The 24,930-nt window shown below is 42.7% G+C and carries 17 protein-coding genes; 4 read left to right on the top strand and 13 right to left on the bottom strand.

Annotated features, from left to right (window positions below; genetic code table 11):
• Positions 1 to 128: 128 nt before the first annotated feature.
• The 7 genes from dnm_RS20600 to dnm_RS20570 all read right to left on the bottom strand — a co-directional run bounded on the left by dnm_RS20600 (position 129) and on the right by dnm_RS20570 (position 9,621).
• Positions 129 to 1,163 carry a hypothetical protein gene (locus dnm_RS20600; RefSeq protein WP_207678783.1) on the bottom strand — a complete coding sequence of 345 codons (1,035 nt, stop codon included), beginning with the start codon at positions 1,161 to 1,163 and terminating at the stop codon, positions 129 to 131.
• Positions 1,164 to 1,655: 492 nt separating this feature from the next.
• Positions 1,656 to 2,903: a hypothetical protein gene (locus tag dnm_RS20595; protein WP_207678782.1), complete on the bottom strand. Its 1,248-nt coding sequence runs from the start codon at positions 2,901 to 2,903 to the stop codon at positions 1,656 to 1,658.
• Between the two features lie 211 nt (positions 2,904 to 3,114).
• Complete coding sequence (locus tag dnm_RS20590) at positions 3,115 to 3,792, bottom strand: DUF4276 family protein (protein WP_207678781.1); 678 nt, start codon at positions 3,790 to 3,792, stop codon at positions 3,115 to 3,117.
• The gene (locus dnm_RS20585) at positions 3,785 to 4,909 is read right to left on the bottom strand and encodes an AAA family ATPase (protein ID WP_207678780.1); all 1,125 of its coding nucleotides are present in this window, start codon (positions 4,907 to 4,909) and stop codon (positions 3,785 to 3,787) included. The genes dnm_RS20590 and dnm_RS20585 overlap by 8 nt, the downstream gene beginning before the upstream one ends.
• A 171-nt stretch (positions 4,910 to 5,080) precedes the next feature.
• Positions 5,081 to 6,328, bottom strand: coding sequence for a hypothetical protein (locus dnm_RS20580; RefSeq protein WP_207678779.1), 1,248 nt, complete (start codon positions 6,326 to 6,328; stop codon positions 5,081 to 5,083).
• A 275-nt stretch (positions 6,329 to 6,603) separates the two neighbouring features.
• Positions 6,604 to 7,881, bottom strand: a complete 1,278-nt coding sequence (locus dnm_RS20575; RefSeq protein WP_207678778.1) for an aminomethyl transferase family protein — start codon at positions 7,879 to 7,881, stop codon at positions 6,604 to 6,606.
• 12 nt (positions 7,882 to 7,893) lie between these two features.
• Complete coding sequence (locus dnm_RS20570) at positions 7,894 to 9,621, bottom strand: dipeptidyl-peptidase 3 family protein (RefSeq protein ID WP_207678777.1); 1,728 nt, start codon at positions 9,619 to 9,621, stop codon at positions 7,894 to 7,896.
• Positions 9,622 to 9,908: 287 nt separating this feature from the next.
• Between dnm_RS20570 and dnm_RS20565 the strand changes: the two genes are divergently transcribed.
• Complete coding sequence (locus dnm_RS20565) at positions 9,909 to 11,993, top strand: DUF8754 domain-containing protein (RefSeq protein ID WP_207678776.1); 2,085 nt, start codon at positions 9,909 to 9,911, stop codon at positions 11,991 to 11,993.
• A 1,064-nt stretch (positions 11,994 to 13,057) separates the two neighbouring features.
• Here the strand turns inward: dnm_RS20565 and dnm_RS20560 are convergent.
• The 4 genes from dnm_RS20560 to dnm_RS20545 all read right to left on the bottom strand — a co-directional run bounded on the left by dnm_RS20560 (position 13,058) and on the right by dnm_RS20545 (position 16,751).
• On the bottom strand, positions 13,058 to 13,972 hold the full coding sequence (locus tag dnm_RS20560; RefSeq protein WP_207678775.1) for a selenium metabolism-associated LysR family transcriptional regulator: 915 nt from the start codon (positions 13,970 to 13,972) through the stop codon (positions 13,058 to 13,060).
• 303 nt (positions 13,973 to 14,275) lie between these two features.
• Positions 14,276 to 14,761, bottom strand: a complete 486-nt coding sequence (gene coaD, locus dnm_RS20555) for a pantetheine-phosphate adenylyltransferase (RefSeq protein WP_207678774.1) — start codon at positions 14,759 to 14,761, stop codon at positions 14,276 to 14,278.
• A 38-nt stretch (positions 14,762 to 14,799) separates the two neighbouring features.
• A complete protein-coding gene (gene rsmD / locus dnm_RS20550; protein WP_207678773.1) occupies positions 14,800 to 15,357 on the bottom strand; it encodes a 16S rRNA (guanine(966)-N(2))-methyltransferase RsmD in 558 nt (185 codons plus the stop codon).
• A gap of 38 nt (positions 15,358 to 15,395) precedes the next feature.
• On the bottom strand, positions 15,396 to 16,751 hold the full coding sequence (locus tag dnm_RS20545) for a sigma-54-dependent transcriptional regulator (protein ID WP_207678772.1): 1,356 nt from the start codon (positions 16,749 to 16,751) through the stop codon (positions 15,396 to 15,398).
• Between the two features lie 1,235 nt (positions 16,752 to 17,986).
• Here dnm_RS20545 and dnm_RS20540 point away from each other — a divergent pair.
• The 3 genes from dnm_RS20540 (at position 17,987) to dnm_RS20530 (ending at position 21,735) form a co-directional block, all read left to right on the top strand.
• Positions 17,987 to 18,295 carry an STAS domain-containing protein gene (locus dnm_RS20540; protein WP_207678771.1) on the top strand — a complete coding sequence of 103 codons (309 nt, stop codon included), beginning with the start codon at positions 17,987 to 17,989 and terminating at the stop codon, positions 18,293 to 18,295.
• Positions 18,296 to 18,711: 416 nt separating this feature from the next.
• Positions 18,712 to 19,284 (top strand): hypothetical protein, encoded by a 573-nt coding sequence (locus dnm_RS20535; RefSeq protein ID WP_207678770.1) that lies wholly within the window; start codon positions 18,712 to 18,714, stop codon positions 19,282 to 19,284.
• A 183-nt stretch (positions 19,285 to 19,467) separates the two neighbouring features.
• A complete protein-coding gene (locus dnm_RS20530; protein ID WP_207678769.1) occupies positions 19,468 to 21,735 on the top strand; it encodes a CHASE2 domain-containing protein in 2,268 nt (755 codons plus the stop codon).
• Between the two features lie 181 nt (positions 21,736 to 21,916).
• Here the strand turns inward: dnm_RS20530 and dnm_RS20525 are convergent, their stop codons facing one another.
• Positions 21,917 to 22,276 carry a DVU0772 family protein gene (locus dnm_RS20525; protein WP_207678768.1) on the bottom strand — a complete coding sequence of 120 codons (360 nt, stop codon included), beginning with the start codon at positions 22,274 to 22,276 and terminating at the stop codon, positions 21,917 to 21,919.
• A 174-nt stretch (positions 22,277 to 22,450) separates the two neighbouring features.
• The gene (locus tag dnm_RS20520) at positions 22,451 to 24,121 is read right to left on the bottom strand and encodes a PAS domain-containing sensor histidine kinase (protein WP_207678767.1); all 1,671 of its coding nucleotides are present in this window, start codon (positions 24,119 to 24,121) and stop codon (positions 22,451 to 22,453) included.
• Between the last annotated feature and the right edge of the window lie 809 nt (positions 24,122 to 24,930).

Here is a 24,930-nt window from a genome sequence, read left to right as displayed (position 1 = left end):
CCGGAAATCAGACGGCAAAATTATCAGACATACATCATCAAATTTACGAAACTGTTTAAATGAGGAATTTTTTTTGGTGATTAAAAATGGTTTTATATCAAGTTGCTTACTGTTTTCTGAAAAATGTGTCATTTTAAATAGCCTTCAATAAAGTTACACAGAACTCCGAGTTCAGAGCCGGAAAAAGCCACGGTGCAGTGGCTATATGAACATAATGTCCGGAGGGCTGTTTCTCTTTGAAAATTTCCTGCTCCGTCAAGCACATATGCTATTTTATAACCAGAACGATTTATCTGATAATATCGTGCCTGAGCCTGACCGGCTTTTCGCTCAATAACACTGTTGGTTGTGACTTGAAAACTGACTTCTATGGCAACATATCTGCTGTTTTTTGAAACAACAATATCAAATGATGTCAGACAATTTGTCTGTTCATCCGTATGTGTTACACCAGGGATGACGGCATTTGATGAAATAACCGCCTTTTTTATCTTCAGATTTTTTTCAAGGTAATCAGTGACGAATTTCTGAGCAAACTGGCCCAGGTTGTTAGACTGGGACCCCATAGTAATGCGGCTTACCCAAATATAACGTTGTTTGATAAACTTTCCCAATTTCTCAGGTTGCCCCAGATAATTTCCAATTTCACAATTAGTCAGAACTGCGGCGTTTGTTTCATTTAAGCACGAGCTTCCAAACATAAGAATTGCTGTTACATCCTGCAACAATCCGTCAAATTCACGTTTTTTGAAAAGTTTTTTGCCTGCCAGACCGAGCCTGGCATTTGTCAGATGAGACACGGGTAATTCCTGAAACTTGTAAGTATGTGAAGCATTGTTCCACAAATAATCAATCTTTCCGGATGGAAAAAGTCTTTTAAAATTGGAATTTATACGTTGCAACTGCTCACCGCCGAAATCAGCCAGAATGACCAGATGTTTGAGAAACAGATTTCCTGAAAAAGATGAGGCTGTTACAATTTTAAAGAGATTTTGCAGGCTCGGCACAGGGACACTCAGAATAGCTATAAATTGGTCCTGAGTTTTTAAAAGAACGGGAATTACGCTGATTTTAGCTGCCTGTTCAGACAGTTCCGAAGGCCAGAACATTGAAGCCAATTTTCGTAATTCGTCAACACTTCTGCGATAATTTTTCTGAGGCATTATGATAGCGATTTCAACTTATTAATTAATTTTTGACCTCGTTCCCACTCAATGATCAAGTTTTCTGATTCAATTTCGACAACAGCCTGTCATTCCTGAGAAAGCAGGAATCCGTTTTTGCCGGGGCCTGCCGATAAAAGGGCAGTGGATTCCTGCTTTCGCAGGAATGACAGACTTATCTGAATATACGGTATAAATCGTTCTCTGACATTTAGGTTCGGAAACAGTTTGACCTCGTTCCCAGGCTCTGCCTGGGAACGCATACAAGAGGCTCTGCCTCGTGAGTCACCGACCAAAACCGGAAAAGAGGAACGACTTCAAAATTCACGAATTACCCTTTTACTCAAATGATCAAGTTTTTTATCCTGAACCGAGCGGAAAGTTTGTCATTCCTGCGAAAGCAGGAAGCCGATTTTTGCCAACTTTACGAATCCGGAAGCAGTGGATTCCTGCTTTCGCAGGAATGACAGAGAAAAACCTGATCACCGAGTTTTACTTTTCAATCAAAAACGCTAACTTTTCTTCTCCCTGAATCTCTTTTATCTCCAGCATTTTTCTGTATTCGTGAACAGACAAATCCTGCGAAGCGGCATTTTTGTATTCCGCCAGATGCCCCTCCAGCCTTTCCAAATCCTCGTATATGCCGTCAAGGAGGTCGCAAAAAACAGGGAAATTTTTCATAGTTGAATCAGACCAGCTAACATCTCTTTGGATGGGGATTACGCCCTTTGCTTCTCTGAATTCTTCTATAATATTGCAGATTCCATTTGTTTTCGGATCAAACCGTTTTGACAATATGTCAACTTTCTGAGGTGAAATAACACCTTTCCAGCATTTATTTAAAAGATCATCATATATAAATCTTCTTCCTTTTCCGCGGAAAAAAGCATAGCCGAATTCAATAAATAAATTTTTAAATTCCCTGTGTAAATTTTCCAAACGCTGTGAGCAGGATTTAAAATCGCCTGCTTCCGCATGAATCGAAGCCCGCAAAGACAAGGCAAGTATGGCCTGACGTAATCTCCGAAGATTTGAGATTACAGCCTCACCAGCCATACCAATTCCTCCCGATGTAGATCTGAAATATTCAATATTATCATCCAGATTGTTTTGGGCTAAAATAGTTATTTTTTCCAAAGTCTTAACTATTATCCCAAGTGCCTGCTCAATCCTGAATATTCTCTGCTGAGAATCCGGTTCGAGAAATTGAGCTGTCCATGACAATTCCGCTGCGGTTTTCAGTTCTGCAATGATTTCAGCCTCATGATATTCTGCCAGCCTGTCAAGCTGATTCAGAACCGAGGCAAAACCGAGTTCGACCGTCCATTGAAGATGATCTGCCTTTTGCTCAATTGCCCCCAGTTGGTTCAGAACCGAGGCAAATCCGAGTTCGGTTGTTTGTTGAAGATGATCTGTTTTCTGGTCAAGATGATCCATCTTTTGCTCAACAGAGCCTAATTTGTTCAGGATCTTCATCCCAAAACAGACCGTTGCCCCGAGATTCAGAATGCTGGCAACCGACCCCGCCATCCCCAGAGCATTGGGCAAAAAAGAATTGTTTTTCATCAGGGAATCTGAAGGGAGAGGGCCGGGAGATATCTCACGCAGCCACATGACCACGTTGCCCGCCTCAGGTGTGCCGGCAGCACCCTGAATAACCCCGCCGGTTCTGACATATTTTCCTTTGAGAATGCCCGCATAAATATGATCGGGAATATCAAACACAGTTTTCAGTTCCATTTTTTATCTCTCCGAATATCTGATGGTTACTCGCAACCTCTGCTTACTGGTCTGAACCCTGATTAAAGGATTTCAGGATTCTCATGATTGAGTATCAACTACCAAAACAGATACTTAATCCTAAAAATCGTTTAATCTTTTAATCAGGGTTCGGACAAAATGAATTGCCGGGCTATATTCGGTCGTCCCCCTGGGAATCAGAAATAAAACGCTATTTTTTAGTAAGTAATTCAAGACGTTTTAACCATCCATCAAAATGCGGGCATTTTTTACGCATGGTCTGTATGCCTACGGCATCAGCTATGCTTTTGCCCATAGTGACCTTACGATATTTTTTACCACACAAATATTGTAATCTTTTTGAGGGTGCTGTCTGAGGATTGTCATTAATTTCTTCTGGTTCGCCGCAGTCATTTAAAAGAGCGGCTATTTCCAAAGTGTTTGCTCCGATCATATTAGCCAATGCTGATTCGTCACTAAATAACAAGGCTTCAAATTCATGCATCTGAATATACGGTATAAATCGTTCACTGACATTTAGGTTCGGAAACAGTTTTATAATTTCAGACAAGGTCCGCTCTTCAATTCTCCTGGCTTTTTTTATGGCAGTGTCATTATCTCGTATATCCGCACGTCCCGGCCAGTCCGGGTCTATTCTGAAATAATCAAACATGGTTGATATGCAGATATTCGCACGCTGTTTTAAGAAATTACCTATGTCAGTCTTAGCCCGTTCAAATCTGATATCTCCGCCTTTATGTCCGGGTTTGCCTATCAAAACCGGATGCAGGTAAATCCCCTGACAGCCTAACACCGGAGCAAGCATCTCCCGGATAAAAGTCTGCTCTGTCTGTCCCTCGACGACAACATAAACTTCAACATTACTCATGAACCGGGCCTCCCGCGATGACATTTTTCCGCCAGAGATCGCCCAGTGAATACTCGTCCAGCCAATGTGTCAGTTCTGCTGTATTTAATCTTCTGAATGCTGATGCACCGTTGTCACGGACAACTACAATAATGTTTTCCGCATTGAAATAATCAATCAGGGCCGGGGACTGGGTTGAGACAATTATTTGTGTTTTCTCAGATGCGGCTTCGATCAGTTCTGCCAGAATTTCTATTGCGTAAGGATGCAGTCCGAGTTCTGGTTCGTCAATGATCATTGTTGTCGGAGATTCTGGCTGCAACAATGCCGCGGTCAGACAGATAAAACGAAGTGTACCGTCTGAAAAAAGATGGGGACGCATGGGATAGTCGGACCCCCGCTGTTTCCAGCGCAATTTAACTTTTTCCCCTTTATCCGGTTTTAAAATAAAATCATCAAAAAACGGGGTCACAAGTCTGATTGTTTCAACTATCTCATTGTAAAATGTCTTATGCTCCTCCCGCAATTTTAAGAGAAAAGGTGCGATGTTTGCAGCATCAAAACGTAAAAAATCGCAGTCCTCAGTTATTTCGGAACGACGCACGGAGGCAGTTTTGCTGGTATCGTGAAAGTGATAAATTCTCCAGGATTTTATTGCTTCATATACCTGACAGGCAACATTGTGATCGGCATTTGCGCTTTTTTTGCTTTTTTCATTCAGCAGTTCCGGTCTGAAGGTGCCGCTGCCGATTTGCTGCCAGGCACCGTGGGAATGTGCATGGTATATTTCCTCATCATTGATAAGGACATTTTCATCAGCAGTGGGAGCCAGCTTGAAACCATAACCATTCTCGCCAACATGCAGCCTGATTTCAATTTGTGCTGTTATTTTAGGCCCGTTAAAGAGAAAATCATCAATTCCGCCGCCGTCTTTTATGAAAGCCTGAAGATTTGCATTGCCGAGTCCCGGCAGACTCAGTTCCATCATGGCACGTAACAAACGGAAAAAATCTATGAAATTGGTCTTTCCGGCTCCGTTGGCACCAATCAGCACATTCAGATTTTTCAGTTCAAAATCTTCAAGGGATTTAACTGATTTAAAGCCTTTTATAGTCAGCCTGTCCAAAGCTTTTTCCATTTTTTATGTCTCTTTTTCAAGCTGTGGTTTCAAGCTCGTTCCCAATATCCGGGACGAATTTGCTTCTCGTTCCCAGGCTCCGCCTGGGAACGCATACAAGAGGCTCCGCCTCGTGTGTCACCCACTAAAAGCGGAGATTAGGAATGAGTTCAAAACTCACGAATCATTCTTTTACTTTTTCACCAAAAACGCCAGATTTTCTTCTTCCTGAATCTCTTTTATCTCCAGCATTTTTCTATATTCGTGAACAGACAAATCCTGTGATGCGGCATTTTTGTATTCCGCCAGATGCCCCTCCAGCCTTTCCAAATCCTCGTATATGCCGTCAAGGAGGTCGCAAAAAACAGGGATGTTTTTCATGGTTGAATAAGCCCAAGGTCTATCTTTATCTATGGATGTCATAGTCACGTTTGTCCCTCTGAATTCTTCGAGAATATTGAAGATTCCTTTTGTTTTTCGGTCAAACCGCCTTGACCATATGTCAACTCTCTGAGGTGAAATAACACCTTTCCAGCTTTTATTTAAGAGATCATCATATATAAGCCCTTTTCCTCTTCCACGAAAAAAAGCATGGCCGAATTCGATAAACAAACTTTTAAACTCCCTGTGTAAATTTTCCAAACGCTGTGAGCAGGATTTGAAATCGCCTGCCTCAGCATGAATCGAAGCCCGTAAAGATAAGGCAAGTATGGCCTGACGCAGTCTTTGAAGATTTGAGATTACAGACTCATCAGCGTTACGAAGCATTGCCCCTCTTCTGAAATTTTCAATATTGTCATTTAGACTGTTTTTAGCTAAAACAGTTAATTTTTCCAAACTTTTAGCTGCCATAGCAAGTGCCTGCTCAATCCTGAATATTCTCTGCTGGGAATCCGGTTCGAGAAACTGCGCTGTCCATGATAATTCCGCTGCGGTTTTCAGTTCTGCAATGATTTCAGCCTCATGATATTCTGCCAGCCTGTCAAGCTGATTCAGAACCGAGGCAAATCCGAGTTCGACTGTCCATTGAAGATGGTCTGCCTTTTGCTCAATTGCTCCCAGTTGGTTCAGAACCGAGGCAAATCCGAGTTCGGTTGTCTGTTGAAGATGATCTGTTTTCTGGTCAAGATGATCCATCTTTTGCTCAACAGAGCCTAATTTTTTCAGAATTTTAATTCCGAAACAGACCGTCGCTCCGAGATTCAGAATGCTGGCAACCGATCCCGCCATTCCCAGAGCATTGGGTAAAAACGGACTGCTTTTCATCAGAGAATCCGACGGGAGAGGCCCGGAGGATATCTCACGCAGCCACATGACCACGTTGCCCGCCTCAGGTGTGCCGGCAGCACCCTGAATAACCCCGCCGGTTCTGACATATTTTCCTTTGAGAATGCCCGCATAAATATGATCGGGAATATCAAACACAGTTTTCAGTTCCATTTTTTATTTCTTCGAATATCTGATGATTATCCGCAGCCTCAGCCTAAGGGGTCTGAACCCTGATTAAAGGATTCAGAGATTTTCAGGATTAAGTATCTACAGCCAAAACAGATACTTAATCCTGAAAATCTTTTAATCTTTTAATCAGGGTTCGGACAACGAAATAATCTGATTCATAAATCACCCCGGCAATGAATTGCCAGGCTATTTTCGGTCGTCCCTGCGGGACTCTGCAATCTGATGCCACGTTGTCCCGGCAATGAATTGCCGGGGAATCAGATCATGTTCTTAATTGGAACACGAGCCGTGCGGTCAGGGCGTATATCCTCCACAATTGCGACTTTTACCTTCCGCCGCTTATCTCTGAGTTCCACAACCTCCCCGAAACTCAGCATTGAAGTCACTTTTACAAATCCGCAGCACAGCCCCTTTGGTTTGAAATCTTTGGGTTTGTCAGGACTGGCAACACTGTAAATCCGGTCTTTGTGACGGCCGATCCCCATGTCGGTCACACAGGTCAGAACCGTCCCGATCTCCTTTGCTTCGGCATTCAGAACAATCGCCGGGTCCTCAGCGGAAACTTTGCGGAGGTCATGGCCTGCAAACGCGTAAGTAAATTCAAAATCCACAATGTTTCTGAGGGCCTCGTCACCGATAAATGATTTGGTAAAGTCGGTCTGATCCTCATTATAAGGCAGAGCAAAGGGCCAGGGATTATTGATAAAGGGCCAGTGACCAATATCCTGATGGGACAGGGGAAGCACTGCCCCGCCTCGGAGAGAATCTCTCGCGGCAAGTCCGCAGGATATCAGGCCGTATTCTTTGCCTGCATTGAAAATCATCTTCCAGAGCCTGACAAAATGTTCGGGCGCGATGAAAATTTCAAAGCCGAATTCTCCGGTGTAGCCGGTTCTGGAAAGCAGAATTGGCGTGCCATCCGTAAGACAGACAGCGTTGGCTGACGGACATGACGGGTCAAAATGGCCTTTGAATGAAAAATAAGGCATTTTCTCAAAGACCTTTCCGGGGTCTGCCAGCACTTTCATCAGAATTTTGGCGGACAGGGGGCCTTGGATGTCCAGTTTGCCCACTTTGTCCGTAAGGTCTGTTATCTCAACGTTTCTGCCGCGTTTGTGAGCGGCCAGATGTCTTGCGATTTCTCCGCCCATGCCTGCATTCACAACACTCAGATAATGTCCTTTTTCCACCTGATACACAATCGCATCATCAATGACTTCGCCCTGTTCGTTCAGAAAGGCCCCATAGACACATCTGTTGTTTTTCAGAGCAATTTTTTTATTTATGCCCAGACAGGCGTTCAGATCCTTTGTGAAACAGAGTTGGAGCAAGTCATAAGCATCAGGCCCTGTAATTCTGACCATGGCCATATGACTTGTGTCGAACATACCCGCGTTCGTCAGAACCGCCAAATGCTCATTCCTGACACCCGAGGGATACCAGAGCGGCATCTCATATCCCCCGAAATTTGCCATATTTGCCCCCTGTTCCACATGCCAGTCATACAGAAGGGTTTTTCTTATTTCCTGTTTCATCGCCTTTCCTTTCTATCGTGCCGGATAAGTGAGCCGAATATCAATGGGAATGTCACTGATTTTATCCAGCGCAGCTGCCACATCCTCACTGATATAACAGTATTTGTCAACGAGTTTCCGGGCCGCATCATAGTTCCCTGTAAGCTCAATCATAAGAACTTTCTGAGCCAGTTCCCGGACAGCGTCTCTGATTTTCTCATCATCCAAAAAAAAGAGACCGTTCTCATCCACCTTAACGGCCCCTTTTTTCAGATAATAGTTCAGCTGAATTGCCACGCCTCCCCCGTGCGCGCTGGTGATCCCAAAGCGGATTAAACGGAACATGCTGGCAAGGTTTGAGGCATAGAGGGTCTCTTCAAGTCCCTCGGACATGGGGCTGTTCGCAGCATCAATGAGGAACTGGGCATTATAAACACCCAGGGTATCTGCCTGGCATTCATCAAGCGTGGAATAAAGCTCTCTGAGTTCTGATTTTACTGTTGTTTCCCTGCCATTTACCGTAATATTTCCCGGAGCAAGTCCGTGACTGATTTCGTGCATCAGAACATAGTTAAAATAGCCCTCAAAGGATACCCGGGTTCTGTCCTTTTCCGCCAGCACTTTATGGGAAATAGGCACAAGTATTTTGTCAAATTTGGCTTTCATGACGTTTTTCAGCAAAACGTTCTTTGATCCGTTGTCAGACTTGATCCGCTCGTCATTAGGCAGGTTGAAAGCAGTGGGAACGAGCGCGGCTGCCAGGCCCGAGGCGTAAATCTGGTTGACCACTTTGATGGGTGAGGATAATCCTTTTGGAAAGATTTCATATCCCTCAGGGACAGGGAGATTGCCTGTCAGGTCATTTTGAAATGAGGCGACAGATTCCAGTTTCTGAGTCTCCTCCTTATCCACCATGCACACAAAGGATTCAAATGCTGCTTTATAACCAAAGAGACAGTCTTCATAAACCTCATAGGGTCCGATGACCACTTCAATATCGCCTGAGAGAGCAATCCAATCTATATCGCTCCGGCGGTAGTCATTTGAAAGCAAAGCATGGGCCCGGCTCTTAAGAAAGGTCGCCAAAGATGGGTCTGATGTCTTTTCAGCAGCCTGTCTGAGCAGATCGGCAACAGGATCGAGCAGGTCTTTGAAATACTCGGAATATGGGACAGCGCTGAGTTTGCCACGTTCCCGCCGGATTATGGTAAAAGCATCTTTAAATGCCTTTTCATCTTCGGGATGGGCTTTGAGCCAAGCTTTGAACGCTTCCGGAGTCATATCAGCGGGATAGAAACCCGCACCGGCGGATTTCAACATGGTGTTAATAAAGGGCTTATCCTGATCCAGTCTGTCCCAGGGACCGGCCATGATTTTGAAATAATCATAATACGGCTTGTTTTTACCCCCTTTGTATGTTTCAAGCTCTGCCAGAAGTAACTCATTATCTTCATAAACCTGCTTCAGAAAAGCCCTGTTCATATAATCAGATGCCCGAATCAGGAGATCCGTCACTTCCTGCTCCGCGGGTGGCAAATACGAAATGTCATGATCCAAAGTAACGGGGACAAGTTTGGAAAGCTGCTTGTTGATATGCCGCAACGACACTTTTGAGATAACTTTGCTTGGAAATTCTTCGGTTGTAGAAATATTTTTATAGCCGCAGCGAGTCAAAGTAACGATGAGAAGAAACGAAATGAATTTTAATCCGTTGTTTGAAAATAAAAATTTTTTTTTTACTATGTTTTTATCTGATTTCATAAATTTTTTTAATAAGGTAATTTAACAATGTTGTCAACAGGCTTTTCCGGTATAAGAGACCTTCGGCTTTCTAAAAAAACCAGCCAGCCGCACCCTGAGCTTGTCGAAGGGGTTGCATCATTAAACCTTTCAACGATATCCTGCCATAACCTGCTGTTCTTATTATTTTCGTTCAGTTAAAATTGTTATTCACATTTGTATGACATTCTGATCATGCGGTTATTTTATTGACATTAAACCAATAAATTGTCATGAATCATACTGTTTTTATTTAAAAGGGAGATGTCATGAAAAAAATTGTCAGCATCAGCCTCGGAACCGGTGACAAAGATTACGAATTTGCAACAAAATTTTTGGGTCAGGATTTTCATATCCGGCGTTTTGGCACGGACAGAAATCTTGAAAAAGCCGCGGATATCCTAGTTCAATGGGATAAAAAAGCAGATGCCATAGGTCTGGGCAATGTGAAGTTTCCTTATGACATCGGACCTGAAAAACTCACACAAAACCATTCTGAAAAGTTAAAAAAGCTGACTTCTCAGATTAAAACCCCTGTTGTTACAGGAGAAAATCTCCGCAGGATCGGACATGAGCGGACGCTTCGTCATATTCAGTTTAAATTCGGCGGCAATTATTTTAACAATGCCAGGGTCCTGTTCTTTTCAGGCATGACGCATTATACAATGGCGAAAGTCATGTCCGAATATACGGACAACCTTGCCTTTGCAGACCCGATTTTGGAAAATTGCATATCCAAGATTTTGAGTTCATTAAAAGAATTGGAGATATACGCCAAAGGATTTCATGACGTTTTAAAATGGTTTCCCGGCACGCGTCTCAATGCTTCAGGCTTACCATTAAGGAGATGGAATGGGTACATCATGCGTAAGTCTGTTCAAAAAGCAAACATCATCGTGATTCCCTGTTATGACTTTCGTAAATATGCGGAAAAATGTCCTGCTGAAGATTTGAGAGGAAAAACCGTTATCAGTTCAACGATTTCTGATGACCGGGTTCAGTTTTTGAAAGAAAAAGGTGCGGATGTGATTATTGACACCGTCCCCAAACTATTGGAAAGCGTTGTGAGTGTCAATGTATTGGAAGCGATGATGATTACAGCCCTGGAAAAATCTCCTGATAAAGTCACAGATGACGACTTGTCGGAGATCGTGGGCAAACAGGGAACAGAACCCCGGATGATTTATTCTTCCGGCCGTCCCGGACGGGTCAGCCGCTTTGCCTTTGTGATTCATCCGCTTTCTCAGGAACATTTGAAAAAGGATAAGACGGTTGAAATTTTATCCGGGCTTACGCCGCCTGTATTTCTGGATGTCGCGGAAAAAATTGTTTCCTACGCGCCCCCCTGGATTTATTCCAAGGTAACCGGAATAAAATCTCCCACAGGAGCGGAAGCCGAGGGCTGGCTCATTATTCTGGGGGGAACTTCTGAGCAAATGCTGTCCCGGTCCCCTGAATTCACGGATAAACGTTTGGTCCAGGCCGCCAAACTGGCAAAACGCCTGGGCGCACAGATCGTGGGGCTGGGAACCTTTACCCGGGCAGTGGGAGACGCGGGCGTGACTGCGGCAAACCTGGCGGACATTCCCGTTACCACAGGTTACAGCTACACCATATCCGGAACCCTGTGGGCTGTTGCGGATGCGGTGCGGCGCATGGGGCTGATCAGGGGGGAAAAGGGAAAGCGGCTGAATGCCAGGGCAATGGTTATCGGTGCCTCCGGAACCGTGGGGTCGGTTTGCTGCCGTCTTTTATCCCACGCGTTTGAAGACGTCCGTATGACAGGACAAGATATGGCAAAATTACTGGCATTGAAAGCATCTGTGCTTGAAGAGACACCGGATGTCAGGCTCAGTGTTTCAACACAGTCAGATAAGTATTTACCGGATATGGATGTCATTATCATTGCAGCTTCGGAAGCAGGAGAAGCTCTGCCGGACATCATGAGAGTCAAATCCGGATGTGTGATTGCGGATATGGCCAGTTCTCCGGTTCTGTTTCCGGAAGATGTGAAAAAACGTCCTGATGTTCTGGTTATTGAATCCGGGGAAATTGAGCTTCCCGGGAACCCTGAAATGAAAAATATTGGTCTGCCCCCGAAGGTGGCATATCCCTCCCTTGCTGAAACGATTGTTCTGGCATTGGAAGGACGCTTTGAAAACTTTACCACGGGCCGCGATATTGAATGGCAAAAAGTGAGGGAAATCTATAAAACAGGTCTCAGACACGGCATGAAACTGGCTGCTATTTCAGGAGTGAACGGAGTGCTTACGGATGAGGACATTGCCAAGGTGAGATCCCTTGCGCTTGAAGATAGAAAGAGAAACAGCGTCCGTGTGAAAAAACAGAACTGAAATTTCCTGATATTATTAGAAATGCTGTTGTGATAACCTGACTTACGCTTTCTGCTCCCGGATATCGCATTTCCCGAACATTTCAAAGTAAAATGTGAAAAAAACGAAGCTGGCATGCCAGTGAGTTTAATATTATTTTTTCTGTAAATTTATTATGAGTATGATTCGACTATTTATAATTATATGGCTTTTAATATGGCTATTGTGTTCGGTCACATATATTTTGTCTTCTGTCTCCAAGGCAAAGGAGATGGGAACAAAGTGGTCGTTTAAAAAAAATTTGTCACATCTTTCCAGTTTGCTGATTACATGGCCGTTTGTTATTTTTATTTATGTTTATGCAAAAATAAAATTTCGCGGTAAAACCTCTTAATCTGAATTATGATTTATCAGACGGGATTTGTAACCCCGTATGCATCAGGTGAAGTGCTTAATTCCATAAATAATGTCCGGGTTGCGGCGCAATTTTTCAAACTGTGCCTGAACAGACTTCAAATCTGTTCCGCATGACTCAGCCCGCGACCGCGCAAAATCAGGTGAATTATATTTGCCACAAAGGCACAAAGGCACAAAGTCTCACGAAGTTTCTTTGTGTTTTCTTCGTGTCTTTGTGGCGAAGGCGGCAGGTCGGATTTCATAAGATTACTGTTCATTCCGCCCGGACATTATTTATGGGATTCAGCACTAAATGACTCAGCCTGCGACTGCGCAAAATCAGGTGAATTATATTTGCCACAAAGGCACAAAGGCACAAAGTCTCACGAAGTCTCTTTGTGTTTTCTTCGTGTCTTTGTGTCTTTGCGGCGAAGGCGGCAGGTCGGATTTCATAAGATCACTGTTCATTCCGCCCGGACATTATTTATGGGATTCAGCACTAAATGACTCAGCCTGCGACTGCGCAAAATCAGGTGAATTATATTTGCCACAAAGGCACAAAGTCTCACGAAGTTTCTTTGTGTTTTCTTCGTGTCTTTGTGTCTTTGTGGCGAAGGCGGCAGGTCGGATTTCATAAGGACAGAAAAAAATCGAGTCTTCAGATACTTTGACAAAAAATTTGGTAAACCTTATTCCTTACAACCTTCTGATTTAAGCAATTCCTTTTTTATAAAATCCATAAATATCTGGCACAGCGGAGAGAGGGTCCTGTATTTATGCCGTGTCAGATAAAAACACCGTCTGAGATTCAGTTTTTTTATCGCCAGCGCCTTTAATGTGCCTGCCTTCAGATCTTCAGATACAGCAATGGTGGAAAGAACAGAAATCCCCACATTATTTTTTATTCCCTGAATCACAGCCTGCGTACTCCCCATCTCAGCTATAATTTTAAGGGCGTCAATGCTGTAACCTGCCCGGGTGAGACTGTCCCTGACAGATTTCAGCGTTCCTGAACCGCTCTCGCGGACAATAAACGGTTCCTCAGACAGCTTACGCAGATCAATGTTTTTTTTCCGGGCCCACTTATGAGTCGCCGGAACAATTAGTTGCATTTCGTCTTCTATCAGTTTTTCCTGAAGAATCCCTTTGGTTCTTGTTTCAGCTCCCACAATGCCGAGCTCCAACACGCCGGAAAGGATATCACTGATTGTTTTCTCTGTGTCTCCGATGATAAGAGAAATGGTAACATCCGGGTAAATTCTCACAAAGGCCCCGATAATCTGCGGAAGGATATGCACTCCCGGAATTGTACTCCCCCCGATGACAAGACTTCCTCTGATATTCCCATGAAATTCGGACATGGCAGTTTCCGCTTCATCACGTAATGCAATCAGTTTACGGGCATATTCATAAAGCAGTTCCCCTGCTTTTGTGGGAACCGCCTCTTTGGAAAGACGATCAATCAGACGGCATCCGAAATGTTCTTCCAGGTACTTGATGTGACTGCTGACAGTAGGCTGAGACAGATGAATGGCTTTTCCTGCTTTGGAAAAGCTTTTCAATTCAGTGACTTTGCAGAAAATATGAAGTTGCCAAAGGTCCATTTTAATAATTTGTGATTTGCGATTTGTGATTTGTGACTGGTCATTGGTCACTGTCTGGTACACCAAGGAACGTAGGGTGGGTGAAGCGAAGCGTAACCCACCGCACAAGGTGGGTTACGCTTCGCTTCACCCACCCTACATTTTTTGTATCGGGTATATTATTTATTTTGAGTTCCCTATGTACTACACAGCCAGAAGCAAGGCATACCTTGTCTCTCTCCCCTTGCCCGGTACACCGAGGCGCAAATATGTACACACGGGGCAGAGACTAATTTTAGAAAAAGATCCATGATCGATGAAATTTCAGACAGGGCCGAATTTCTCTTTTATCTTCTGGCTCACTACGGACGGAACCATATCGCTGATATCACCGCCAAACTTTGCCGCTTCTTTGATAATGGATGAGCTGGTGAATATCCATCGGAGGCTGGTCATCAGAAAAACCGTCTGAATTTCCCGGTTCAGTTTGCGATTCATCAGCGCCAGCTGAAACTCATATTCAAAATCAGATACGGCCCGCATTCCGCGCAATATCGCATTGGCTTCCCGCTTGACCGCGTAATCCACAAGCAGCCCGTTGTAACTATCTATTTCAACATTTGAAAATTTTTTCAGGCTTACTTGAAGCATTTCTGTCCGTTCTTCGACGCTAAAAAATGACTTTTTGGAAGGATTACATAAAATCGTCACAATAATTTTGTCAAAAATTTTAAGTCCCCGTTCAATGATATTAACATGACCTTTTGTCACCGGATCAAATGATCCCGGATAGATAGCTGTTCTGTGCATCAGTTTATTCATCCTTAATGGTTAAAAAATAAGGCATTCTATATCATATAATTTAAAAATGATACAAGTGTTTTTCCATATTTTCTCTGATCTGCTATGACATACTCGGTATAATTTTCCGGAATCGCCTCTGAGAGACTGTGCTCAACAGCAACAATCGCTCCTTTTTCCAAAGAGCCGCTGGCGCGGAGATTGCAGAGAGAAGGTTTTATCAGATTTCTGTTGTAAGGCGGGTCCATGAATACGAGATTAAAAGCTGAAAAGCTTGTCAGTTTTATACAGTTAAGATTCTTTTGAATATCCCATTTAATAGTTTTTGTTCTGTTCTCAAGACCGCATGAGCGAATGTTCCGGGCCACGGTGGAAAGCGCACTCTTATGTTTGTCTATGAACACCGCAAATGCCGCCCCCCGGCTTAATGCCTCAATCCCAAAAGCCCCGGTTCCGGCAAAAAGGTCCAGCACCACTGCTTCCCGAACATGAGAAGAAAGAATGTTAAATAAGGATTCCCGAACACGGTCAGCCGTGGGCCTTATTGCCATACCTCGAACCGAATGCAGTTTTCTGCCTTTTAATTCACCACTGATAATTCTCAATTTTATACCTTGAAACTTGAAATTTGAAACTCCTATTCTTAATTCTTAATTCCTAATTTTTTCTCAAGATAGCTCCGTTCCGTGCCGATTATTTGGGCTGTCTTATCAATGTCGTTCTGATTTTCCACAAGCTTTCTTTGGATAAATTCTTTTTCAAATATTTTCTTTGCTTCTTCCAAGCGAGCGATGGAAAATAATTTTGCTTCTGCTGATGTTGTGTTTCCTTCGGATCCCGGGTTACAGGGAACAGATATGTCATAATCATCAATCAGTTGTTTTTCCACCATAATCGCCAGTCTTCCGATAAAATTCTTCAGTTCTCTGACATTTCCCGGCCATGAATAATTGCACAGCGTTTTAAGGGCTTTTTCAGTCAGCCGTTTTTTCGGGGTGTGATGGTGGTCCGCACATTCTGTAAGAAATGTTTCAACGAGAATAGGAATATCTTCCAAACGATTTCTTAATGGCGGAACTTCGATGGGGACAACATTCAGACGATAGTAAAGTTCTTCTCGGAAATTTCCTTTTTTAATCTCATTTTCGAGGTCTTTGTTGCTGGCGGCGATAACTCTTACATCCACACTTATCATTCTGTCCCCGCCGGTCCGCTGAAATTTCTGTTCCTGAAGCACCCGGAGTATTTTTGCCTGATTCCTCAGACTCATATCACCGATTTCATCCAGAAAGAGGGTTCCGCTGTTTGCCATTTCAAATTTACCTCTTTTCCGGGCGCTCATTTCCGAAGAAAAGCCTTTTTCCTGGCCGAACAACTCAATTTCAATCTGTTCATCAGGAATGGCAGCACAGTTCACATCAATAAGCGGCTGATCAGAACGAGTGCTTAACTGATGGATGGTTCGGGCCACCAGCTCCTTACCTGTTCCGTTTTCTCCTGTAATCAGAATCCATGAATCCGTGGGAGCCGCAATGGCAACCTGTTTTTTCAGTTCCGCAATAAGAGGGCTGTTTCCGTTGATAGCGTTTTTTTCTATAGTTTTTTTACGCAAATACTTGTTTTCTTCTTCAAGTCGTCTGAAATTCAGGGCATTGTTAATTGTCACAATCACCTTGTCAATTGAAAGGGGTTTTTCAATCAGATCGAATGCGCCCAGCTTCGTGGCTTTCACGGCAGTTTCAATTGTTCCGTGTCCTGTTATGATGACAACCTGAATAAAGGCATTGTTTTTTTTTATCTCTTTTAAGGTTTCAATACCATCAATACCCGGCATCCATATGTCAAGGAGAACAAGGTCAGGAGATTCCGAGTCAATGATCTTCAATGCCTCGTATCCGTTAGAGGCTGTAATGACATCAAACCCCTCATCGGAAAGAATGCCGCTTAAAGACTGACGTATGGATGGTTCATCGTCAATAATCATAATAGATGGAAACATATACAGGGAGACTCCTTGATTATTTTTTTACCGTAAAAATACATTTTGAAAACCCGGGTTTTTTATCTGAAAATATTTTCATAACCGGCGGCGAAAAACCCGGCTTTTTCATGAGCATTTATTTTTTCGTTGAGAATGTTCTGATTCCGAAAGTATGGCCCGGAACAGAATTTAAAGCTTGTAACCATCCGAACGTTTTGAACTGATGACAGTGGTCATTTATCAGAGTTGTTCCTAAATAAATAATGCCACAAAGACACGAAGACACGAAGGCTTCACGAAGGAAGAGTCTTTGTGTCTATTTATCAGAGTTGTTCCTAAATAAATAATGCCACAAAGACACGAAGGCTTCACGAAGGGTTTTTGTGGCCCTTTGTGTCTTTGTGGCATTATGGGCCGCACGTCGCGTCATATGACAGCGGGCTGAGAGGCTTACTTATTTGGGAACAACTCTATTATAAAATCCAATTGTCGCAATCAATAAAAAGAGGGGGCGTATCTTTCTGAAAGCTGATCATAAACTCATTGCACCTTATTTTAAGCCGTGTTATCATGTCTTCGACATTATCAGATACTGCTTTAACCGATGTTGAATTTGATTTCCTGAAATTCCCAATGTTACAGAACTGGGAATTTATAGCAGGTGAGAATTTTTTGTCAATTAGAAATATTGTCATATTCATTGCTTTCTTCTAAGAAAAAATCTGTGAATTCCGTTGTTATCCGCGTTAATCTGAGGTTCGGATCTGCTGTGACCAGATTTTATAATTTCCGATATGTCAACCGGAAAATGTAAGGAAAGGAGAAAAGCTGGTGATGAATTTTATTGATTATTAATCATTTAATGAGTAAATATCATTGTCAGATATGATTTTCAAAACCAATGACAAAATAGGGAGGCGGATGACAGACCATTAAATTTTCCGGTGACAGAAAAAAAACGGTAAATTTGAAAACTAAGACAATTTAATGACAATACCGTTCGGCACGATTTTTGCGTACATTTGTAACTAACTGAATTCATATATCCGGAAAACTGAAATCCCGAAATGTCCGCCGGGCGTTTTTCGGAAACAATTTCTCCAAAATGCGGAAATGCCGGGCATTTCCGTCCGGCTATGCAAAAATCATGCCGAACGATATTGATTTAATGATCCCAAATCCGTCAGGGCCGGGGAAATTTTTATTTTTTTTATTCTCTGTAGAGAACATCCGGCAGGAAAGGACTTATTAATATGGAAATTTCAGTTGCATACAAAGAAGAGCGTGTTTGTTTTACAGTAAAGGGAAAAATAGGAGATCAGGGTGCCGAGGTCCTCATGTCCCGCTTTTTTGAATTGGACAAGTCTTCTTTCAGGGAAGTTATTTTTGATTTCAGAGCAGTCAGCAATATCGGCAGCAAAGGGATTGGCAAATTGCTGCTGTTTTATAAAGACTTGGCTGCATCCGGAGCAAGTATGCGGGTTGAAAATGTTTCTGATACGCTCTATGACCTGTTCAGCGTGTTAAAACTGGACACCATTTTTCCTATTACAAAGGCATAAAACCTTGTTTTTCTGGTTTTTATATGAAAAAGGTGTTAAGTGTTAGGTGTTAGGTGTTAGGTGTTAGGAAAAATTACAAATTTTTCATGTTAGGTGTTAAGTGTCAGGAAAAGATTATAAAATTTTCATGTTGCGTTGTGACTGGCAGGCCACGGGAGTTTATAAAAACGTCTGTATGTTCGGACACGCAAATTCGGGCGCGTGTGCAGGAGCATTCCTAAACCAAAGTTCAGGAACGAGGATAAAAGGCATATCGTTATGTTTCCGATCATCTGATGCCATTTTTATTCTGAATCACCGGAAACGCTGCTGTTGCTTGACAAATGACCCCCGTTCCTCTATACACCATATTTATTAATGGTATCTGACATCCTGTTGTCAGACGGATCTTTTCACAATATTTAAAGGAACAATCAATGGATTTTAAAACTCATCTTGAAAAATCATGGAATCTCACACTTAAATTTATTGTCCCGCTTATTTTTATGACACTGGTGATGGTCACAGTGAGCTGTCTGACCTTCGGAATTCTTGCGCCTGTTACCATGGCCGGATATATGCACGGCATTCTTCTGATGGTAAGAGAGGGGCGTGAACCAAAGATTCAGGATGTCTTTTCTCAGATGGAACTGTTTTTGCCTTTGCTGGGATTTGAGGTCATCGTTGTTATTGCAACGATAATCGGATTTTGGATGCTGGTTCTGCCCGGCATCCTTATTGTATTGGCCGTATCTTTTGGCTGCCTTTATATGATGCCCCTTATGACAGACAGAAAGCTGAACCTGACAGACGCTGTTAAAGAAAGTATTTCAATGTCATTACGGGAAAATATCACAGATCATGTTATTGTTGTGGTTTTATTCCTGGGGATTTCCTGGGTGGGGAGTTTTGTTGTCATCGGATGGCTTTTCACGCAGCCCCTGGCAACAATACTTGTCCTTTCGGTTTATGAGGAAAGGATGAGCCGAATACAGCGTCAGTATCCATAGACCCGTAAGCACGGAATCCGAAATAAAACAAAAAATAAAAGCCAGCCTGATTGAAAATTGTTTTATTTCGGATTTCAGCAGTCCTTTACCGTGAAAATACATTTTGAAACCCCGGGTTTTTTATCTGAAAATATTTTTATGACCGGGGGGGCGAAAAACCCGGCTTTTTCTTGAGCGTCTATTATGAAAAAATATAACAAGTTCATAAAAAAGCATATCACCTTCCTCATTTCCCTGGTTGCCATCCTTGTCGGTGTTTTTGCCTATACCATCGGAATTCCTTTTCTGGATTTTATGGAATTAAAAACAATTGATTTGAGATTTGCATCCAGAGGAGCGATTTCTCCGCTTTCAGATGTGGTTCTGGCAGTGGTTGATGAGAAAAGTATTGCTGAGGAAGGAAAATGGATGTGGCCCAGGTCAAAGCTGGCATCGCTGGTTACAAAGCTTTCCGAAGCCGGAGCCAGAGTCATCGCGTTTGATATCGGATTTCTTGAACCGGATATTAACAGCAAAAAACTCATTGAAATTATAGAGGAACTGAAGAAAAAGCTTCCGTATTCCGATGTTCAGGCCCGTGAGATTGAAACCTATTTGGAAAATTTGAAATTACGCGCGAGTAATGACAGGCTTCTGGCTGATGCCATAAAAAATTCCAAAGCAAAAATCGTACTTGGATATTTTTTTCATACAGAAGCTGAAAAACCGGCTCATATCACTGAGGAGGAACTTTCTGATCATGAAAAAAATATCCGAGGTTCTCTGTATAAGCTGGTATGTGGTCCCCGGGGTGTTGAGATATCCGACATGATCATTAAACAAGGAGCGGCCCCTCAGTCCAACATCAGGATGATTTCAGATTCAGCAGACTACTCCGGATTTTTCAATATGTTTCCTGATAAAGACGGCGTGGTGCGGTGGATTCCCGCGGTCATGAAATTCGAAAACAAGTTGTATGCGCCATTGTCTCTCATCATAGCAAGCGCCTATCTGGACATGCCGCTTTCGGTTAAAATCGCCCATTACGGCATCCGGGCCGTACACATCGGGGACCGTCCTGTTGTGACAGATGAGTTCGGACGAATTCTGATCAATTACCGGGGAAAAGAAAAAAGTTTTCCCCATATTTCCATTACAGATATATTAAGCGGAAAAGTTCCCGATAAGGACCTGAAAGATAAGATTGTCATTGTCGGCGTAACCGCCATAGGAACGCATGATATGCGGGTCACGCCTTTTGAGAATGTTTTTCCGGGTACTGAAATCCATGCAAATGTTGTGGATACCATCCTGTCCGGAAATTTTCTGCACCAGCCGGTCTGGGCCGCTGTTTTTGATCTCATGGCCATTATCATCGCAGGGATTGTCCTGGGAATTGTGCTTCCCCGGACAGAGGTTGTATCTGGCGCGGCAGTGACATTTTCTCTGTTTATGGGCTATATTTTTCTGTGCCAGTATTTCTTTTCACACCGGGGGGTGATCCTCAACCTTGTTTATCCCCTTTGTGTGATCATTTTTTTGTACATCAGCATTACCATATACAAATACCTGACAGAATCCGCACAGAAAAAATTTATCAAAAATGCCTTTTCCACCTACCTCGCCCCGTCAGTGGTTGAGGAGCTTATTCAATCCCCTGAAAAGCTCGGACTGGGGGGGGAGGAACGGGTCATCACGGCATTTTTTTCAGATGTCCAGGGATTTACAAGTATTTCTGAAAAACTTTCTCCCAAAGAACTTGTGGAATTGTTAAATGAATTTTTAACGGAAATGACAAATATCATCCTGCATCATAAAGGGACCGTGGATAAATTCGAAGGAGATGCCATTATTGCGTTTTTCGGTGCGCCCAATGAGCTTGATAATCAGGCCAAAGCCGCTTGCAAAGCATGTGCGGATATGCAGAACCGGCTGGTTCAGCTTCGGAAATCCTGGAAAGAAACAGGAAGGCCCGAACTTCATATGCGGGTCGGTCTTTTCACAGGCCCCGCGGTCGTGGGGAACATGGGATCAAAAAAACGCATGGATTACACCATGATGGGAGATACTGTAAACACTGCTGCACGATTAGAAGGGGTGAACAAGGTCTATGGCATTTATAACCTGATCGGTGAAAGAACCCGGGAGGAAGCAGGTGACAGTATGATGACAAGAGAGATAGACCTGATAAATGTTGTGGGAAAAAAAGAACCCATTAAGATTTACCAACTGATGGGCTATGCCGAAGATGCTGACGATCTTATGAAAGAGACAGTCATAAATTACACCCGCGGACTGAAAGCATACAGAAATCAGGAGTGGGATAATGCCAGAGATTTTTTTAAAAAGGTTTTGGATCTGACTTCTGATCAGGATAAGCCCGCCAAAGTCATGCTGGCCCGGTGCGAAGAATTAAAGGCAAATCCCCCGGGTGCATATTGGAACGGCGCATTTACTATGAAAACAAAATAGCGGGGGGTTTAAATTCAGTATGTCACTCGTTCCCGGGCTGAACCCCACTGCCATTAAGTTAAGGAGCATCCGGGGTGGCAAAAAGAGTTTCCGACAGGGATGCGAAAAATAATTTTCGCACTCCGGAAGCTTAACTTAATGGGAGTGAGGCTGAACCCGGGAACGAGACTTTTTCTGGTTTTTATGTCATACGGAGTTCTTTTTTCAGCCAATTTCTTACTTCTCCCTCAACAGCATAAACCCCTTTGTTGCGACCCACTGAAGCAAGAAAACGATGGCTCATGTCATCAGGCATGGTGATTTCAGCCAGTTCAAGCGCTTCTTCCGAATTTCGCCGTATAAAATAGATTATCGGTTTTTCTTTCCAGGTATTTACCACAAAATAATGCGTCACATCATTTTTGGATCGGATAACATAATTGCCACGCGCCCAGTTATTTCCCCATTCAAGATAAAGTCTGACTGCCTCTTCCGGCGTCATGTCCCAGTCTATGGCATTTAACAGTTCTGTATCTTTTCGTATATCTTCCAGTCGCATCATCTCGCACCTCCCTGATGTTATGGTTTTTATGTTAATCCATAAGATAATATCCTTCATTCGGTGATCAAGTTTTTTTTCCAAAAAAGATTCAGCAGATGAAAAATTCAGACATATTCTTATTTCTCGCTTTCTCGTTCCCATGATTCGCGTGGAAACGAGACCAATTCTCAATTCTCAATTAACAATGGGCAGACAGATGTAAACCTCAGTTCCTTTTCCCACTTCGGATTCAACCGAAATTCGGCCATCGTGATCATTGATAATACCATACACAGCTGCCATACTGAGTCCCCGTCCGTGAAATTTTTTTTTGGTGGTAAAAAAGGGTTCAAATATTCTGCACTTTGTTTCCTCATCCATGCCTTTTCCCGTATCTTTGATTATCAGACAGGCATAACCCTGAGGATCGGAGCCGCTAGGAAATTTTTTATATTCCTCGTCATAATCTTCTTTTGCAATAAGAATATGAATATGGCCTTTGCCGTCAATTGCTTCTGCTGAGTTGCTTATTACGGCTGAAAGGATCATTTCCATCTGGTGAACATCAACATTGACATTGGGGATATCCTTGTCCAGCTCCGTGGTTATACTGACAGAGGGATTCACGGTGTGCCGAATCAGAGGCAATGTGTCTTCTACAAAATCACTCAGCGATATGGTTTTAGGCTGATATTTTCCGCCGTGAGCATAAGCTGTGAGTTGTTCGGTCAGACGGGTCATTCGTCTGACAGAGTGACTCATTGAGTGAATATATTTATCTGTTTTTTGGTTCCCGGCTGAAGCTATTTTAAGCAGTTCGAGGTTTCCGGTAACACCAAACAAAGCATTGTTGAATTCATGGGCGATCCCTCTGGCCAGAGAAGCGATAGCCTCCATTTTATGGGCCTGTTGGAGGTGGGCCTGGAGACGAATTTTATCTGTAATATCTTTTGCTATCTGAACAACACCGATCATTTTTTCACTCTCATCAAAAACCGGTTCAGCTTTTTCATGCCAGACTCTTCCATCCGGCATACACATTATGGACACTTCTGTTTTTTTTGTTTTAAATGCCCTTGCTGTAGGGCAGTTATTGCAAATTTTTTTCGAATCAGCCCATAATTCATAGCATTTATGTCCGAGCATTTTCTCAGGGAATTTACTAACAGACTTTTCAGCGGCCTTGTTTGTCCATAATATTGAAAGGGTTTCATCAACAAAAGCAAGATTTATGGTGATTCCGTCAAGTATGGCTTTTTTTTGGGCCTCGCTTTTTCTCAGGGCATCTTCGGCCTGTTTCTGATCTGTCTTATCATTATAGATTGCTATAATTTCTCCTGAAGGCAGCTTATAGACAAAGTTCTCCCGCCATCCTTTGCGTTGTTCATCTTCATACATGCTGATCGGATGATATTCAGTTTTTCCTGTCTCCCAGACCCGTTGAAACACCTGAAAAAGACCGAACGATCTGAACTTCGGAAATATTTCAAGGACACTTTTTCCAATAACTTCTTCTCGTTTAAGATTTTCCATGTGTTCGGCCGATGTGTTCAAATCCACAAACATAAAATCCTCTCCGTCATTTATGGCTTCATAAACTGCGATACTGTTTTTGGTGAATTCGAATATTCCTTTGTATCTGCCATTGCTTTTCCTCAGCGCGGCCTCAGTCTGCTTACAGTCTTCCAATCTTTTCTTCAGGTCATTATTTGCTTTTGTCAGTTCGGCGATTTGTTGCTCTGTCTGTCGCTTCTGTTCATTATAAGATATTATCAGCATTTTTTCCGCGTATCTGTGTTCAGAAATTTTTTTCTCTAACTCGCTGATTTTTTGTTCCAAATCTTCATAGATTGTTTTTTTTGCCATAAAGTCACCCTCCGATACTTTATCAAAAACATTTATGCCAGAATTACGGAAAAAGGTCAATTCTTTGGCATCCTTCATATTTGCCCAAAAGTACTTTACACTTTTGGTGATTTGAAAAAAAGTCCATTTTTTTTCAATCTACAAATTTTGTAGCTAAATAAAAGTAATATTTACAAATAGATATTGTAAAATCTACAAATTTTGTAGTTTTTTACACACTTCAAACATGATTAGCTAAAATTAACTACAAAATTTGTAGTTTTTTTTGTAATAGGTTGTTTATATTATAAAAATAATCAAAATTATCATGAATTAAAAAAAACATAAAAAATTCATTTTAGCTGAAAGTGTAAACTACTAAATGAAGGATGCCAATTCTTTTGAGTGTTTTTGAAAAACAGCCATTCTCAGCAGTCCTAAAAATTTCCTGGCTGTGTTCGGGGCCGCGAAGAAACCCGGGGGGGTCGCACAGCATATGCATCAGGCTAAGATCGTAACTCATTGTTTTTATTAATCCGTGATCTGCCGGACGGGGTTTGCAACCCCGTCCGAAATATTTTCCGACCCCCGAAAACAAACGTTTCGGACGGGGTTGCAAACCCCGTCCGGCATTCTTAGCCTGATGCATATGGGGTCGCACAGTCGGAAAAACCCGGGTGTCTTCCCCTGTCCGTCGTATCTGCCCTGCGACTGCCCTAAAAATTTCCCACCTGTAATTTTCCTGTGATGACACATACTTTCTGAGATAACTCTTTGATTTTACATATGTCAAAAAATGATTTCAGACCATATCACAGAAATTTACAGGT

Origin of the sequence: Desulfonema magnum, assembly GCF_017377395.1 — a bacterium.
Taxonomy (GTDB): Bacteria; Desulfobacterota; Desulfobacteria; order Desulfobacterales; family 4be13; genus Desulfonema_C; species Desulfonema_C magnum.
This window is presented reverse-complemented; position numbering and strand designations above follow the sequence as displayed.

What these genes read in the sequence shown, in the direction of transcription:
- dnm_RS20600 (WP_207678783.1), bottom strand. Translation starts at nt 1,163, where the DNA reads ATGCCTCAGAAAAATTATCGCAGAAGTGTTGACGAATTACGAAAATTG.
- dnm_RS20595 (WP_207678782.1), bottom strand. Translation starts at nt 2,903, where the DNA reads ATGGAACTGAAAACTGTGTTTGATATTCCCGATCATATTTATGCGGGC.
- dnm_RS20590 (WP_207678781.1), bottom strand. Translation starts at nt 3,792, where the DNA reads ATGAGTAATGTTGAAGTTTATGTTGTCGTCGAGGGACAGACAGAGCAG.
- dnm_RS20585 (WP_207678780.1), bottom strand. Translation starts at nt 4,909, where the DNA reads ATGGAAAAAGCTTTGGACAGGCTGACTATAAAAGGCTTTAAATCAGTT.
- dnm_RS20580 (WP_207678779.1), bottom strand. Translation starts at nt 6,328, where the DNA reads ATGGAACTGAAAACTGTGTTTGATATTCCCGATCATATTTATGCGGGC.
- dnm_RS20575 (WP_207678778.1), bottom strand. Translation starts at nt 7,881, where the DNA reads ATGAAACAGGAAATAAGAAAAACCCTTCTGTATGACTGGCATGTGGAA.
- dnm_RS20570 (WP_207678777.1), bottom strand. Translation starts at nt 9,621, where the DNA reads ATGAAATCAGATAAAAACATAGTAAAAAAAAAATTTTTATTTTCAAAC.
- dnm_RS20565 (WP_207678776.1), top strand. Translation starts at nt 9,909, where the DNA reads ATGAAAAAAATTGTCAGCATCAGCCTCGGAACCGGTGACAAAGATTAC.
- dnm_RS20560 (WP_207678775.1), bottom strand. Translation starts at nt 13,972, where the DNA reads ATGGACCTTTGGCAACTTCATATTTTCTGCAAAGTCACTGAATTGAAA.
- coaD (WP_207678774.1), bottom strand. Translation starts at nt 14,761, where the DNA reads ATGCACAGAACAGCTATCTATCCGGGATCATTTGATCCGGTGACAAAA.
- dnm_RS20545 (WP_207678772.1), bottom strand. Translation starts at nt 16,751, where the DNA reads ATGTTTCCATCTATTATGATTATTGACGATGAACCATCCATACGTCAG.
- dnm_RS20540 (WP_207678771.1), top strand. Translation starts at nt 17,987, where the DNA reads ATGGAAATTTCAGTTGCATACAAAGAAGAGCGTGTTTGTTTTACAGTA.
- dnm_RS20535 (WP_207678770.1), top strand. Translation starts at nt 18,712, where the DNA reads ATGGATTTTAAAACTCATCTTGAAAAATCATGGAATCTCACACTTAAA.
- dnm_RS20530 (WP_207678769.1), top strand. Translation starts at nt 19,468, where the DNA reads ATGAAAAAATATAACAAGTTCATAAAAAAGCATATCACCTTCCTCATT.
- dnm_RS20525 (WP_207678768.1), bottom strand. Translation starts at nt 22,276, where the DNA reads ATGATGCGACTGGAAGATATACGAAAAGATACAGAACTGTTAAATGCC.
- dnm_RS20520 (WP_207678767.1), bottom strand. Translation starts at nt 24,121, where the DNA reads ATGGCAAAAAAAACAATCTATGAAGATTTGGAACAAAAAATCAGCGAG.